The organism is Sphingomonas mucosissima (genome assembly GCF_002197665.1).
Classification (GTDB): domain Bacteria; phylum Pseudomonadota; class Alphaproteobacteria; order Sphingomonadales; family Sphingomonadaceae; genus Sphingomonas; species Sphingomonas mucosissima.
This window is the reverse complement of sequence record NZ_NBBJ01000004.1, coordinates 280,883-294,642: the sequence shown is the minus strand read 5'-3', so window position 1 is coordinate 294,642 and position 13,760 is coordinate 280,883. Positions and strand designations below refer to the sequence as shown.

13 protein-coding genes and 1 tRNA gene are annotated in these 13,760 nt (G+C 63.8%); 7 read left to right on the top strand and 7 right to left on the bottom strand.

The annotated features are described in order from the left end of the window. Window positions 1-275, bottom strand: a 275-nt coding sequence (locus SPMU_RS13330; RefSeq protein WP_169715724.1) for a ParB/Srx family N-terminal domain-containing protein, incomplete at its 3' end; no start/stop codon positions are given. 709 nt (window positions 276-984) lie between these two features. Next, window positions 985-1,074, bottom strand: a tRNA-Ser gene (locus SPMU_RS13325). A gap of 175 nt (window positions 1,075-1,249) precedes the next feature. Between SPMU_RS13325 and SPMU_RS13320 the strand changes: the two genes are divergently transcribed. Both SPMU_RS13320 and SPMU_RS13315 read left to right on the top strand, forming a co-directional pair. Continuing rightward, the gene (locus SPMU_RS13320; RefSeq protein WP_088334430.1) at window positions 1,250-2,035 is read left to right on the top strand and encodes a DUF1134 domain-containing protein; all 786 of its coding nucleotides are present in this window, start codon (window positions 1,250-1,252) and stop codon (window positions 2,033-2,035) included. Window positions 2,036-2,174: 139 nt separating this feature from the next. After that, entirely contained in the window at window positions 2,175-3,191 is a 1,017-nt protein-coding gene (locus SPMU_RS13315; protein ID WP_088334382.1) for an LLM class flavin-dependent oxidoreductase, read from the top strand. A 146-nt stretch (window positions 3,192-3,337) separates the two neighbouring features. Here the strand turns inward: SPMU_RS13315 and SPMU_RS13310 are convergent, their stop codons facing one another. Further along, window positions 3,338-5,047, bottom strand: coding sequence for a class I adenylate-forming enzyme family protein (locus SPMU_RS13310; protein ID WP_088334381.1), 1,710 nt, complete (start codon window positions 5,045-5,047; stop codon window positions 3,338-3,340). Window positions 5,048-5,112: 65 nt separating this feature from the next. On the opposite strand from SPMU_RS13310, the gene lgt reads away from it, so the two are divergent. Then, the gene (gene lgt / locus SPMU_RS13305) at window positions 5,113-5,994 is read left to right on the top strand and encodes a prolipoprotein diacylglyceryl transferase (RefSeq protein WP_425442188.1); all 882 of its coding nucleotides are present in this window, start codon (window positions 5,113-5,115) and stop codon (window positions 5,992-5,994) included. 208 nt (window positions 5,995-6,202) lie between these two features. On the opposite strand, the gene SPMU_RS13300 is transcribed toward lgt, so the two are convergent. Next, window positions 6,203-7,498: a hemolysin family protein gene (locus SPMU_RS13300; RefSeq protein ID WP_211275801.1), complete on the bottom strand. Its 1,296-nt coding sequence runs from the start codon at window positions 7,496-7,498 to the stop codon at window positions 6,203-6,205. Window positions 7,499-7,629: 131 nt separating this feature from the next. Here SPMU_RS13300 and SPMU_RS13295 point away from each other — a divergent pair, with 131 nt between their 5' ends. Beyond that, window positions 7,630-8,313: a YiaD family glycine zipper/OmpA-like lipoprotein gene (locus SPMU_RS13295; RefSeq protein WP_088334379.1), complete on the top strand. Its 684-nt coding sequence runs from the start codon at window positions 7,630-7,632 to the stop codon at window positions 8,311-8,313. Between the two features lie 84 nt (window positions 8,314-8,397). On the opposite strand, the gene SPMU_RS13290 is transcribed toward SPMU_RS13295, so the two are convergent. Both SPMU_RS13290 and SPMU_RS13285 read right to left on the bottom strand, forming a co-directional pair. Continuing rightward, entirely contained in the window at window positions 8,398-8,826 is a 429-nt protein-coding gene (locus SPMU_RS13290; RefSeq protein WP_088334428.1) for a nucleoside deaminase, read from the bottom strand. Window positions 8,827-8,918: 92 nt separating this feature from the next. Then, window positions 8,919-9,158, bottom strand: a complete 240-nt coding sequence (locus SPMU_RS13285; protein WP_088334378.1) for a hypothetical protein — start codon at window positions 9,156-9,158, stop codon at window positions 8,919-8,921. Between the two features lie 141 nt (window positions 9,159-9,299). Between SPMU_RS13285 and rpmB the strand changes: the two genes are divergently transcribed. Continuing rightward, the gene (gene rpmB / locus SPMU_RS13280) at window positions 9,300-9,605 is read left to right on the top strand and encodes a 50S ribosomal protein L28 (protein ID WP_088334377.1); all 306 of its coding nucleotides are present in this window, start codon (window positions 9,300-9,302) and stop codon (window positions 9,603-9,605) included. A 145-nt stretch (window positions 9,606-9,750) separates the two neighbouring features. Here the strand turns inward: rpmB and SPMU_RS13275 are convergent, their stop codons facing one another. Continuing rightward, the gene (locus SPMU_RS13275; protein ID WP_088334376.1) at window positions 9,751-10,728 is read right to left on the bottom strand and encodes an esterase-like activity of phytase family protein; all 978 of its coding nucleotides are present in this window, start codon (window positions 10,726-10,728) and stop codon (window positions 9,751-9,753) included. 117 nt (window positions 10,729-10,845) lie between these two features. Between SPMU_RS13275 and SPMU_RS13270 the strand changes: the two genes are divergently transcribed. Together SPMU_RS13270 and thrS are read left to right on the top strand one after the other, a co-directional pair. Then, window positions 10,846-11,202, top strand: coding sequence for a glycine zipper 2TM domain-containing protein (locus tag SPMU_RS13270; RefSeq protein WP_088334375.1), 357 nt, complete (start codon window positions 10,846-10,848; stop codon window positions 11,200-11,202). Between the two features lie 422 nt (window positions 11,203-11,624). Next, entirely contained in the window at window positions 11,625-13,628 is a 2,004-nt protein-coding gene (thrS, locus tag SPMU_RS13265; protein ID WP_088334427.1) for a threonine--tRNA ligase, read from the top strand. Window positions 13,629-13,760: the final 132 nt, after the last annotated feature.

Here is a 13,760-nt window from a genome sequence, read left to right as displayed (position 1 = left end):
AAGACCGGCGCATTATCAAGGCCGAGCCGGCGGGCCGCTTCGAGCCGCGCATGGCCGCAGATGAGCACATTGTGCACATCGACCAGCAGCGGCAGCGCAAAGCCGAAGTGGCGCATCGAGGCCATCAGCTGCACGATCTGCTTGTCGGCATGTTTGCGCGGGTTGCCGGCATAGGCCTGAATGTCGGCAAGCGGGCGATAACTGATGGGCCCGAGCCGCTGTTCGAGCACAGGGGGAAGGTCGGCAGCTTTCTTGCGTGTCGCAGTCTTCGTCATGTCAGTTCCTCAAGAAAAACGGACAGACGGGATGACCGGCAAAGACGCGCGACCACTCGCCTGCCCAATCAGATGAAAAGGGCAATCATTGTGATCCCATGCTGCTTCTGCCGAATGGCTTCTGATGCTCGGGGGAGAGCTTCGCCTCCGTGGCCGCTACTACCATCAAGGCAGCCGACCGTCAACATTATCCAACAAAAACAACCGCTAAGCAGACATTTTATGTCAATCGGAACTCGCTAGACCCGGCAACACCACGAGCAGCCGCTATTCACTGATGCTTTCGAGTAAATGCCTGTTCGGCGTCTCCACGCTCCTTGTTAGGGCGGATAATTCCCTGTTTCAGGCTCACGGGAATTCCGGCGTCGAGCCCGCAGAAAAGCTGAGCTTTCTGCAGCCAGGATGAGCCGCAGATCCCATTGGGCGAGACTATTCCCTGTAAATCGGCCTGGAACAGGGAAAAACGCGATGGGCGACAGGTGCTGAGGAGGAGAGATCGAAAGGAGAGCAAACGCCGCGAAAACTCCGCTGGAAAGTAGGGCCTGGGGCATTCCGTACTGTCCCGGAGAGCGCCGGAGAAGTGTCCCGAATTCCTCCGCAACGGCGGTCCCGGTTGCGCTCTCCCAGGTACGGAGCACGCGCGAAATCGCGCGGAACTGCGCCCTTCCAGGAGCAACTCGCAGGGAGAAATAGGATAGTCAGGACTGAGTGGCGGAGACGGAGGGATTCGAACCCTCGGTACGGTTTCCCGTACGACGCTTTAGCAAAGCGTTGGTTTCAGCCACTCACCCACGTCTCCGGGCCTGGCGGAAGCGCGGCTATAGCGAGGTGCGAACGGCTGATCAACCGTTGGCAACGTCCCCGGTCGATTCACTCCAGCGCATGGCCGACTCGATCCGCCGCACTGTTCATTGCTGAGACATCACCGGCTTGGTTATGGTATCCGATCGGGGCCTGCCCGGGGGAACACAATGATGCGCAAGTTCATGATCGCCATGGCGATGATCGCCACCTCGCTCGGAGGCGGGGCGCCCGCCCAAGTGCGGACGATCGATCCCAACCAGTCGATCGATGGCGACCTTTCTGGTCCCCGCGTACCGCCGCCCCCGGCGCGCGCGCCCGCGCAGAGCTATCGTGAACCGACGTCGAACAATGTCGGGCCAGTCGATCAGGATACGTCGCCACTGGAAGCCCCGCTTCCGTCCCAGACTCCCGCTCCTGAGCCCATGCGCTCGCCCGGCGCCGAAGCACGCGCCGGGGCCACGACTCAAGCCGATACCACGTTCAAGCGCGACGATCTGATCGGTGCGGGCGAAGACGTGTTCGGCAAAGGCGCGGAAGGCTTCGCCTCCATTATCGAAAAGATCCTGTCCGAACAGGGCGAGCCCAACGCCTATATTGCGGGCCGCGAGGCGGCGGGCGCCTTTGTGGTGGGCCTGCGCTACGGATCGGGCGTCATGACCCACAAGGTGGAAGGGCAGATGCCGGTCTATTGGACGGGCCCCTCTGTCGGCTTTGACGTTGGCGGGGACGCTAACAAGGTGTTCGTGCTGGTCTACAACCTGTACGATACCGCTGATCTGTACCGCCGTTTCCCCGCCGCCGAGGGACGCCTGTATTTCATCGGCGGGTTTGCCGCGACCTATTTGCGGCGCGGCAATATCGTGCTGATCCCAGTGCGGCTCGGCGTTGGCTATCGAGCGGGCGTCAATGTCGGTTATATGAAGTTCACGCAGAAATCGAACTGGCTCCCGTTCTGATCGTCGAGGAAGCCTAGACACGTCGGGCGCGAAACGAATCGTCTCTGATCGTCACCTTGGCCGATCTGGCGTGCGCCCCATATTCTGAGCCAACTTGCCGCGTCGCATGGTGGCGGTGCGGCCACCAGGATTGCTCAGCATGAAGAAGATCGGCTTTCTCTCCTTTGGCCATTGGTCGGCTTCTCCGCACTCGGCCACGCGCTCTGCCGCCGACGTGCTGCTTCAGTCTATCGAGCTCGCCGTCGCCGCAGAGGAGCTCGGCGCGGATGGTGCCTATTTCCGCGTCCATCATTTTGCACGCCAGCTCGCCTCGCCATTCCCGCTACTTGCCGCGGTGGGCGCGCGCACACGCCGGATCGAGATCGGGACCGGCGTGATCGACATGCGCTACGAGAACCCGTTCTACATGGCGGAAGACGCCGGGGCTGCCGATCTGATCAGCGGTGGCCGGCTCCAGCTCGGCATCAGCCGCGGTTCGCCCGAACAGGTGGTCGAAGGCTGGCGCTATTTCGGCTATTCGCCAGCGGAGGGCACCACCGATGCGGACATGGGCCGCCGCCATGGCGAGGTGTTTTTCGAGCTGCTGAAGGGTGAAGGCTTCGCGCGTCCGAACCCGCAGCCGATGTTTCCAAATCCTCCTGGACTGTTGCGCATGGAGCCCTTCTCTGCTGGCCTGCGCGAGCGGATCTGGTGGGGTTCCGCGTCCGATGCGACGGCGATCTGGGCTGCGCAGCAGGGGATGAACCTACAAAGCTCCACGCTAAAGGCGGACGAGAGCGGCGAGCCGTTCCACGTGCAACAGGCGAGGCAGATCCGGGCCTACCGCGCCGCCTGGAAAGAAGCCGGCCATGCGCGCGAGCCGCGCGTGTCAGTGTCACGCTCGATCTTCGCGCTGATGAACGATCTCGACCGGCAGTATTTCGGCGCTGGGGCCGACAGCGACCAGATCGGCGTAATCGACAATATGCGCGCGGTCTTCGGACGTTCCTATGCGGCGGAGCCAGATCGCTTGGTCGAGCAGCTACGTGCAGATGAGGCTATTGCGGAGGCCGACACGCTGCTGCTCACCGTGCCGAACCAATTGGGCGTCGATTACAATGCCCATGTAATCGAGAGCATCCTCACGCATGTGGCACCGGCGCTCGGCTGGCGCTGAGCAGCGCTTCTGCCAGGGCTGAGTGACTGGTTTCCTGACGGTCAGCCGCAGGCATCGTCGCCCGTGAGACTATCAGGAACGATGCCCTATCGTCAGTCGTGACACGTCGGGGCTGAGCCCGACGTGTCCGACCGAACCAGCAACGCTTACTCCGACGTCTCGGCCTGCGCCGCGGCAAGCGTGCGGTATTTGTTGCGCAAGCCGACCTTGTCGATCTTCTCGGTGCCGAGCTTGGGAAGCGGCTCGCTGACCAGCCAGATGCGCTGGGGCACCTTGAAGGCCGCGATATGCTGGGTCAGGAACGCGCTCAGATCGTCCACGGTCACGGCGCCCGGCTGAGCCAAACGCACCACTGCACCCGGGACCTCGCCAAATTTTTCATCCGCTAGGCCGAATACCGCCGCTTCGGCGACTTCCGCATGCTGATAGAGCGCATCTTCTACTTCCTGACAGCTGATGTTCTCGCCGCCGCGGATGATGATGTCTTTCTTGCGATCGACGATGAAGAGGTACCCGTCTTCGTCGAGATAGCCGATGTCGCCGGTCAGGAAATAACCGTCTGCGGTGTAGCAGGCCTGGGTAGCTTCAGGCTTGCCCCAGTATTCCTGGAAGCAGGCGGCCGAACGGATCGAAACTTCGCCGCGCTCCCCCTGCGGCACTGGCTTGCCCGCGTCATCCAGGATGGCGAGATCGACCAACGGCATCGATGGGCGGCCGGCAGAATTGGGCTTCGCCAGGTAGTTGGTGCGCCAATTGCCGGTGCCGACGCCATTCGTCTCGGTGAGCCCGTAACCAATCAGCGGCGCGCCCTCCATTTCCTCGTTGATACGCTTTACGTGCTCCACCGGGCGCGGCGCGCCGCCCGCAGCGATGTCGGCGACGCTCGATAGATCATATTTGTGCCGACTGGGATGGTTGAGCATCTCGAAGCTCATCAGCGGCACGCCGACGAAATAGGTGATCTTCTCCTGCTCGATGAGGCGCATCGCCTCCTCGGCATCCCACTTGGGCATGAGCACCAGCTTGCGACCGATCGCGAACGACTGGAGGAAGACCGGTACTTCAGCCGTTACGTGAAACAGCGGCACGTTCAGCAGCGTGGAGGGCTGCAGCCCACTCGCCTGCCCTTCCTGCGCGGCGAGGGCGAGCATCATGAGCGCAGAGCCGAGATAGTTGAACACGCCCTGCGTCACCTGCCGATGGGTGGAGAGCGCACCCTTGGACTGGCCGGTCGATCCGGAGGTGAAAAGGATGGTGGCATGATCATCCGGGCCAAGCGCCGGCATTGTGGCGTCGCCCGCCGCCTTAGCGACAATCGGCTCCAAGGCGGTGGCCAGCGGCTTCAGATCGTCAAACTCGACTACGATGGCGGACAGTTGCGGCAGGGCGGCAAGGCGCTTGCAGCGAGGCGGATCGGCGAACACCAGCGTGCATCCGACATCCTCGACGCCCGCCTGAAGCTCCTCAGATTGCCACCAGCCGTTGAGCAACGTGGCGACGCCGCCCGCCATCAGGATGCCCATGTAGATGACGATCCACGACGGAGAGTTGCGTGCGGCGATGCCAACGCGATCGCCCTTCTTCACGCCGAACCCGCTGACCAGCGCCGAAGCGACTTCCTGCGCCTTGGCATAGATCTCAGCGTAGGTAAGCCGTTCTGCGCCCGCGACGAGGAACTCGGTCGCCGCGTGCTGCTGACTGTAATGGGCGAAGTAGGCGGGCAACGTGGGCGGTGCTGCGGCAATGATCGGTAGCGTCTGGCCAAACCGCTCGATGGACCCGAGTGCGAGCGGGCCGCCCTCGCCCGTCAACGCGGCCATGGTCGCGTCCATTTTGAGATCTAGTTCGCTCTTCATGCGTCTCTCCGCTTGGTCCTGGTCTCTGGCGCCCTTATGCAGGCGCGACGCCAGAGGGAAAAGCCTTGATCCTGCCCATGTACGCCGCGGCCGCCGGCCATATCCGCTTTGACGATCTCGGGTTACACCCGGACGTCTTCTCCATCGGCTTCTTCACGCTACGCTGGTACAGCCTCGCCTATATCGCAGGCATCGTCGTTGGCTGGTGGTATCTGCTGAAGCTGCTGGCGCAGCCCGGCGCGCCGATGGCGCGGCGCCACGCCGACGACCTGGTATTCTATGCCACCTTGGGCATTATCCTGGGCGGACGCATCGGCTATGTTCTGTTCTACGCCCCGGACATGATCCTGCACCCGCTACGGATCCTGCGTTTGTGGGATGGCGGCATGAGCTTCCACGGCGGTGTCATCGGCACCAGCCTCGCCATTGTCCTGTTTGCCCGCAAGAATGGCCTGAACTGGCTGCGCATTCACGATTACGTCGCATGTGTGGTGCCGTTCGGCTTGTTCTTCGGCCGCCTGGCGAATTTCGTGAATGGTGAGCTTTGGGGCAAGCCGACGGACGTTCCTTGGGGGATCATATTCTCGCGCACCGTGCCCGCCGGCTTTGCCGAACCGGCGCGCCACCCGAGCCAGCTTTACGAGGCGGGGCTTGAAGGCATCGCGCTCTTCGCCATCCTGTGGTTCTTCTTTTGGCGCACCGACGCGCGGTACCAGCCGGGCAAGCTCGTCGGCGTCTTCCTTGCAGGCTACGGGGTCGCGCGCTTCTTTGTGGAATTCTTCCGCGAACCGGACTCGCAGTTTGCCGGCACCTTCTTCGCGACCACCATCCACATGGGACAATTGCTGTGCCTTCCGATGATCGCGGGCGGGCTGTACCTCGTTGCGACGGCGCCAGGCCGCCGGCAGCGGGTTGAGCCGATCGCGGGTGGTGAGAGCGTGGCGTGAGCATTTGAGAATGAGGCGTGCGCCCTCAGGTTAGGGCCGTCGCTCAGCTACGGATTGAAGCACGCGGCGGCCCCATGTGGGATGAGGAACCGACGCAAAGGTGCGTGTGGATCGTCCGGATGGCGCAGCTGTCTACTCGGTTACCTCGCCTGCTGTATCACGCGAAGCTGGCAGCGGGGCAAGCAACCTTCGCCACCGGCTGATCAGATCAGGCTTCGCTTACCAGCAGCTTGTCGATCCGCCGGCCGTCCAGATCAACAACCTCGAACCGCCAGCCTTGCTCAACGAAGCTTTCGCCTTCACCCGGCAGGTGTCGGAACACGGCCAGCGCCAAACCCGCCACCGTCGCATAGTCGCGGTCCTCGGGAAGCTCGATCCCCAACCGCTCGGCGAGCGAATCGGCGGCGGTCGTACCGGCGACGAGCAGCGTTCCGTCGTCCCGCACCACGATATTGGGCGCTTCCCCCGGTTCGGCGTCTGACGCAAACTCGCCCGCGATCGCCGCCAGCAAGTTCGCCGGCGTTACGATGCCCTCGAAATGCCCATATTCATCGTGGATCAGCGCCATCGGCACCTCCGCACGGCGCAGCGCATCCAGCGCGTCCATCGCGTCGATCTGGTCCACCACGAACGGCGCCTTGCGCACCAGTTTTCGAAGGTCGAGCGTGTCGCCACGCGCAAGCGCGGCCGCAACATCGCGCGCCTGCACCACGCCGATCACGGCGTCGATCGATCCATCGGCTACTGGCAAGCGGCTGTGCGGCGTAGCAAGAAGCTTCTCACGAATAGCCGTGTCGCTGAGGCCTGCGTCCAGCCAATCGACCTCCGTTCGCGGTGTCATCACTTCGCGTACCGGACGGTCAGCAAGCCGCACCACGCCGGAAATGATTGAGCGCTCATGCTCCTCAATCAGGCCGGACTTGGAAGCCTCGGCCACGATCAGGTGCAGTTCTTCGGCCGTGACATGCTCATCCGATTCGCGATTGAGCCTCAGCAGGCGGAAGATCAGCCCGCTGGATGCATCGAGCAGCCACACGATCGGCTTGGTCAGGGACGCAAGCCAGGTCATGGGGAGCGCAATCCAGACGGCGACCGGTTCGGGGTTGCGCAGGGCGATCTGCTTGGGAACAAGCTCGCCGATGATCAGCGAGGCATAGGTCGTCAGACCAATAACAAGCGCCACGCCGAGATTGCCGGCAATGTGCGAGGGCACACCCGCCGATTCGAGCAGCGCCCCGGTTGGGCCGCCCAGGCTTGCGCCCGAATAGGCGCCGTTGATGATGCCGATCAGGGTGATGCCGATCTGCACGGTTGAGAGGAATTTGCCCGGATCGGCAGCGAGGTCGATCGCCGCCTGGGCACCGCGCCGGCCGCTACGCACCATGGCGTCCAGCCGCGCTTTGCGCGCAGAAACAATCGCAAGCTCGCTCATCGCGAAGACGCCGTTGAGGGCGACCAGCGCAAGAATGATCAGGACGTCGATCCAGGGGAACGGCGGTGGCATGATGAATGGCTCTCTTGGCGGGATTTCTCGTCGTCGACAACTCCCTGTGTCAGCCACGGTTCAGCACGGAAGCGGAACAAGCCGCCAAACAGGCGGGTTCTACCCGCCAGATCATGGAGGAATGAGATACAATGAAGCGGAAAGTCACCGCGGCGATTGCCGGATGCGCATTGTTGGCGACCACCGCCGGCTGCACCACCGATCCTGAAACGGGCCAACAGCGAATCTCCAAGGCGGCGATCGGCGGCATCGGCGGCGTGCTTGGTGGTTATTTGCTTGGCGATCTTGTCGGCGGGCGCCGGGACCGCACGGAAAAGATCGTCGGTGCTGGCATTGGCGGCATCGCAGGCGCTGGGATTGGCGCTTACATGGACCGTCAGGAGCGCGAGATGCGCGCCCGTACCGCTGGCACCGATGTGCAGGTAACGCGTCAGGGCGACGACCTGCTGCTCAACATCCCCAGCGGCATCAATTTTGCCTATGATTCGGCAACCGTTCAGCCGCAGTTCCAGCGCACGCTGGATGAAGTCGCCAAGGTGCTGAGCGACTATAACCGCACCTTTGTGGACGTGTACGGCCACACCGATTCGAACGGCAGCGACAGCTATAATCAGGCCTTGTCGGAACGCCGCGCTGCGGCAGTCGCCGATTATCTTTCCGGCCGCGGGGTCACCCGTGCGCGTATCGGCACACGCGGCTTTGGCGAAACTCAGCCGATCGCGAGCAACGAGACGGAGGATGGCCGCGCGGCAAATCGCCGGGTGGAGATCAAGATCGTGCCGATTTCGGAAAGCGAAGTGGGCTACCGCAACTGATCGGCCGCGGCGGCCTGGGGGAGCAGAGCGGCATGCCGCCGTTCTGCCATCCCTCGCCGCCGCCTCTTTCGTGCTGCGAGGACCCTATCGCCGCTGCGCGAAAAACTCCCGCAACAGGCGCGCGGATTCCGCTGCACCGATATCGGCATAAAGCTCAGGCCGGTGATGGCAGGTCGGCTGCGTGAAAAAACGCGGGCCGTGCTCCACTGCCCCGCCCTTCGGATCCGCCGCACCATAATAGACCCGCCGGATGCGCGCATGGGCGATCGCTCCCGCGCACATTGCGCATGGCTCAAGCGTTACCCACAGGTCGCATTCTTCTAGACGATCGCGGCCCAAGGCGTGCGCAGCACCACGAATCGCCAGCATTTCGGCGTGAGCGGTGGGATCGCATTGTCGGCGAGGGGCATTGGCCGCAACGGCAACGATAGCGTCACCGATCGAGACGACGGCGCCGACGGGTACTTCGCCCTCCGCCGCCGCTGCGCGAGCGGCATCTAAAGCGGCGCGCATGGGCGGGGGCAGCGGAAACATGATGCCCGTCTAAGGCAGCCCGCTCGAAAACTGAACGGGCGGAAGCCGCTTACTACGCGCCAAGCGCGGACTTATTGTTCCGGTGTAGAGGTCGCGCCGGGCTTCTGCACATCGACCCGGGGGACCTCGATCACTTTCCGTTCGGTGCCAAGGTCGATCTTGCCGACGTCCGCCTTGAATTCGGGTGCCTGGCCACCCTCGATCCGGGGCAACCTTGCGGTCTGGGTCTGGTCGATGTTGATGAAGCCGGTCGCCATTCCCGCAAGAATCACGAGCGCGGCAATGCCGAGAAGGACAAGAAGGGCGCGCATGGTCCGGTCTCCAATCGATTCGCTGACGCAACAACGAACCGGGTCCGAGGTAAGTTGCATGCCGCCGCGCTTGACGATTCGAGACATTGCCGCTATCCGCGCCGACTTTCCGGGCCAACCCGAAACTCAGGATCACGAACCATGTCGCGCATCTGCGAGCTGACCGGCAAGGGCCGGCAGGTGGGAAACAACGTTTCCCATGCTAACAACAAGACCAAGCGTACCTTCCTGCCGAACCTGCAGAACGTGACGCTCATGTCCGACGTGCTGGAGCGCAGCGTGCGCTTGCGCGTGTCGACGCATGGCCTGCGCTCGGTGGAGCATAATGGCGGGCTCGACAATTGGCTGGTTAAGACCAGCGATGACAAGCTGTCGCTGCGTGCACGTCGCCTGAAGCGCGACGTCGTGAAGAAGCGCTCCACGACTGAGACCGCCACCGCCGCCTGATTGGCGCAAGGTTGCGAGACGATGGCCTGTCGCCCCTTGGGTGACGGGCTTTTCGTCGTTTGCGATATTGGCCACAGAAGGGTCTCCGACGCTCGGAAGCTACCTATCGAGCGTGTGCCAGGCTGAGCTTAGGCACACCCGCGCGTCATCGTAGCCGAAATTTCAACAGGTAGGACGGGCGCCACGGCATTCCGTCATTGTCGGTGACGATCCATACCATCGTCGCGCCCCGTTCCTGCGTGATCGCGATTCCTTCGCAATTCTCGCGCATGAGCGGCGCTGCCAGGGTGGCAATCACGCTGCCCCGCACCTGCGCACCGGGGCGTAGCGCCGTCGCCGCTACCCGCACCAATTTGGCGCTGAAGTTGAACGGATATTGGAAGCGCCGGGTGAGCACGAGAAGGTCGCCATTCGGCAGCACCGCCGCACCACTGGGATCGTAGCGTTCGGGTGGGATGAAGCGAAAGGATGCCGCCCTTGTCCGGGAATCGCTGGGATCTCCGGAGAACAGCACCGCGTAACGCTCCCGACGATTCGGCTTGCGCTCGGCAAGGGCCACAAAGCGGCCGTCCGGGAGCCTGACCAGCGCCTCCGCCCCTTGATTGCGCACCCACTTCCGCATCAGCGCGGGCGCGCTACGGCCTTCGACCCGCCGGAAGTCCGGGCTGTAGCGCCATATCTCGTTTTGATTCTCAAAGCCGACCCATGCCGTTCCGCGATCCGGATCGAGCGCCAGTGACTCGCTATCGCGGTCTGCCCGGTTCCAGCCGACCGCTGGCCCGTCCGGCAGCACGTGCCCCCGGGAATCGATCGCCTCCGCGTCGCGGAGCGCAAAGCTGACGATGTTGCCGCCGTCCGACATCAGAATGGCGCGCCCCTCCCGCCACGCGATCGCCGAAAATCCGCCAAACGCGGGATCGTGGCTGCGCAGCTTATACCCGGCAACGGGCACGAGGCTCCCGATCCGCCTCGGCCAACCGTCCTCCGGAACATAAGGCACGATCGTGATCGATGGTTGAGCGCTGATCAGCGGAAGCCGCTCGTCGCCGGCATAGCGCGGCACGATCAGCAGAACAGCGCTGAGCGAAAGCGCCCAGCGCACGAGGCTTCGCGACGGCTTCATACCTGAACCGGGGATAACGAGCGCATTCAGGCTCGGCTCAATGCGAATCGGCCAAAAGCATATTCATCGAGACGGCATCCGCCCTCTCCGACGAAATTTGGTACGGGAGACGCAACCATGTTCAAGAAGCTTTCGCTCGCCGGCGCCGCTCTCGCGATGAGCACGGTGGCCATGATCCCGGCAGAAGCATCGGCACAGCGCTACTATGGCGACCGTTATGAGCGCCAGTATCGCGGCTACGATAATCGCGACAATTATCGCGGCTATCGCGGCAACGACCGCCGCTATTATCGCAACCAGCGCTGCAACAACGGCACGACCGGCACAATTGTCGGCGCGATCGCCGGCGGCCTGCTGGGCCGCGTGATCGACAGCCGCGGTGATCGCGCACTTGGCACCGTGCTTGGCGGCGTGGGCGGTGCGGTCGCCGGCAACGCAATCGAGAAGTCGAACAACCCGCGTTACTGCCGCTAACGGCGCGGCCGGCGGGATCCTCGCCGACGAGATGGCCCTTTGGCCTGCTTATCCCTCGCGTAGCGTATGAGGGCGCGGGCCCGCTTCCGGAAGGAGGCGGGCCCGTTGTTTTTGCCTGTCGTTTTTGGTCGCGCCATCTTGCTCAGAAGAGCGGGGCCAGGCTTGTTGATTGCCGCTGACAGTTGTTAGCGGGCGTCGCAGCGGCTATATTCCAGTCATGCTGCGCAATCGTGCCACGACCACTACTATCACCCCGGTTTGCCGGGGGCGGTCGCTCACGCGCTGATGCGCTGACGGCTTGCTCGCCCGGGAACGGGTGGGCCGGCGTCCTCCACTTCGTTCCTGCCACACTCCGGACGCTCTTTTCGTCGCGGGTCCGCTCGCCTAAGCGCATCGGTATTGCAGGAAAGCCTATCATGAACATGCTCTCGATCACGCTTCCGGATGGCTCGGTACGCGAGGTGCCGCCGGGATCGACCCCGATGGACATTGCCGCCGCGATCGGCCCCGGCCTCGCCAAGGCTGCGATCGCCGCGCGCGTCGACGGCGAGCTGCGCGACATCAACCGCCCGTTCGAGCGCGATGCGCAGCTGGCGCTGGTCACGCACCGCGACGAGGTCGACGCGCTCGAGCTCGCCCGTCACGATTTCGCCCACGTCCTCGCCGAAGCGGTGCAGGCGCTGTTCCCCGGCACGCAGATCACCTTCGGCCCGGCGACGGACGACGGCTTCTATTACGATTTCGCCGCCCCGGCGGATCGCGGGCCGTTCACCGAGGAGGATCTGCCCGCGATCGAGGCCAAGATGCGCGAGATCATCGCGCGTGATGAGCCGCTGATTCGTGAAGTCTGGTCGCGCGCCGACCTAATCGACCGTTGGACCAAGCAGGGCGAGACCTTCAAGGCCGAATGGGCCGCCGAGCTTCCCGAAGGCGAGGAACTGACGGTCTACCGCGCCGGCAAGGGAGAGGACGCCTGGCTCGACATGTGCCGCGGCCCGCACCTTGCCTCCACGGGCAAGCTCGATCCGCAGGCGTTCAAGCTGACGCGCGTGTCAGGCGCCTATTGGCGCGGCGACCAGAAGAACGCGATGCTGAGCCGCATCTACGGCACGGGTTGGTTGAACAAGAAGCAGCTCGATGCGCATCTCCACATGCTGGAGGAAGCGGCGAAGCGCGATCACCGCAAGATCGGGCAGGAAATGGACCTGTTCCACCTCCAGTCCGAAGCGCATGGCAGCGTCTTCTGGCATCCCAAGGGCTATATGATCTGGCGGCAGCTGGAGGCGTATATGCGCCGGCGGTTGGATGCTGGCGGCTATGAAGAAGTGAAGACGCCGCAGGTGATGGATGCGCGCCAGTGGGAACGTTCCGGCCACTGGGGCAAGTATCGCGAGAACATGTTCGTCATTCCTGACGAAGTGCCGAACGTCTCCGACGAAGGCGCGCTCGTCTCGCCCGAGGCGGACTGGATGGCGCTGAAGCCGATGAACTGCCCGGCGCACGTCCTGATTTTCCGCCAGGGAATCAAATCGTATCGCGATCTGCCGATCCGCATGGCCGAGTTCGGCTGCTGCCACCGCAACGAGCCGCACGGCGCGCTGCACGGCATCATGCGCGTCCGCCAGTTCACGCAGGACGACGCGCATATCTTCGTGCGCGAGGACCAGGTGGTCGACGAGGTCGCGAAGTTCATCGACCTGCTCGACAGCGTGTATCACGACCTGGGCTTCACGGATTACGCGGTGAAGCTGGCGCTGCGCCCCGAGAAGCGCTTCGGCGACGATGCGATGTGGGACAAGGCCGAGGACGAGCTGCGTCGCGCCGTGATGGCATCGAACCTGCCGCAGAAGATCAAGGACGGGTTCGAGGAGCTGGAGGGCGAAGGCGCCTTCTATGCGCCCAAGCTGGAATTCCACCTGACCGACGCAATCGGGCGGACGTGGCAGGTCGGCACGATCCAGTCCGATCGCGTGCTGCCGGAGCGCCTCGACGCGAGCTACATCGGCGAGGATGGCGAGCGGCATCGCCCGGTGATGCTGCACCGAGCGATCCTCGGCACGTTCGAGCGATTCCTGGGCATCCTGATCGAGCATCACGCCGGCCGCTTCCCGCTGTGGCTGTCGCCCGTGCAGGCGGTGGTGGCGACGATCGTGTCCGAAGCCGACGATTATGCGCATGTCGTACGCGACAGGCTGGCCGCGGCCGGGCTGCGCGTCGAGACGGATCTTCGCAATGAGAAGATCAACTACAAGGTGCGCGAGCACAGCCTGGCAAAGGTGCCGGCGCTGCTGGTGGTCGGCAAGCGCGAGGCGGAGGAAGGCACCGTCGCGGTTCGCCGGCTCGGAAGCCAGGGGCAGGAGATCGTCCCACTTGACGAGATCATCGCCCGGCTGGTGAAGGAAGCGACGCCGCCCGACTTGGCCTGACCCTCCCCGCCCATCCCTTTGGGGCTGAGCGCGTCGAAGCACGTGCCAAGCCCTCGGAGCTAGGGCAAACCGGAGGGGCGAATCTTGGCCGGGAGCGGAACGGCACGTCACCCCGGGCTTGTCCCGAGGTCC

What these genes read in the sequence shown, in the direction of transcription:
- SPMU_RS13320 (WP_088334430.1), top strand. Translation starts at nt 1,250, where the DNA reads ATGCGCAAGTTCATGATCGCCATGGCGATGATCGCCACCTCGCTCGGA.
- SPMU_RS13315 (WP_088334382.1), top strand. Translation starts at nt 2,175, where the DNA reads ATGAAGAAGATCGGCTTTCTCTCCTTTGGCCATTGGTCGGCTTCTCCG.
- SPMU_RS13310 (WP_088334381.1), bottom strand. Translation starts at nt 5,047, where the DNA reads ATGAAGAGCGAACTAGATCTCAAAATGGACGCGACCATGGCCGCGTTG.
- SPMU_RS13300 (WP_211275801.1), bottom strand. Translation starts at nt 7,498, where the DNA reads ATGCCACCGCCGTTCCCCTGGATCGACGTCCTGATCATTCTTGCGCTG.
- SPMU_RS13295 (WP_088334379.1), top strand. Translation starts at nt 7,630, where the DNA reads ATGAAGCGGAAAGTCACCGCGGCGATTGCCGGATGCGCATTGTTGGCG.
- SPMU_RS13290 (WP_088334428.1), bottom strand. Translation starts at nt 8,826, where the DNA reads ATGCGCGCCGCTTTAGATGCCGCTCGCGCAGCGGCGGCGGAGGGCGAA.
- SPMU_RS13285 (WP_088334378.1), bottom strand. Translation starts at nt 9,158, where the DNA reads ATGCGCGCCCTTCTTGTCCTTCTCGGCATTGCCGCGCTCGTGATTCTT.
- rpmB (WP_088334377.1), top strand. Translation starts at nt 9,300, where the DNA reads ATGTCGCGCATCTGCGAGCTGACCGGCAAGGGCCGGCAGGTGGGAAAC.
- SPMU_RS13275 (WP_088334376.1), bottom strand. Translation starts at nt 10,728, where the DNA reads ATGAAGCCGTCGCGAAGCCTCGTGCGCTGGGCGCTTTCGCTCAGCGCT.
- SPMU_RS13270 (WP_088334375.1), top strand. Translation starts at nt 10,846, where the DNA reads ATGTTCAAGAAGCTTTCGCTCGCCGGCGCCGCTCTCGCGATGAGCACG.
- thrS (WP_088334427.1), top strand. Translation starts at nt 11,625, where the DNA reads ATGCTCTCGATCACGCTTCCGGATGGCTCGGTACGCGAGGTGCCGCCG.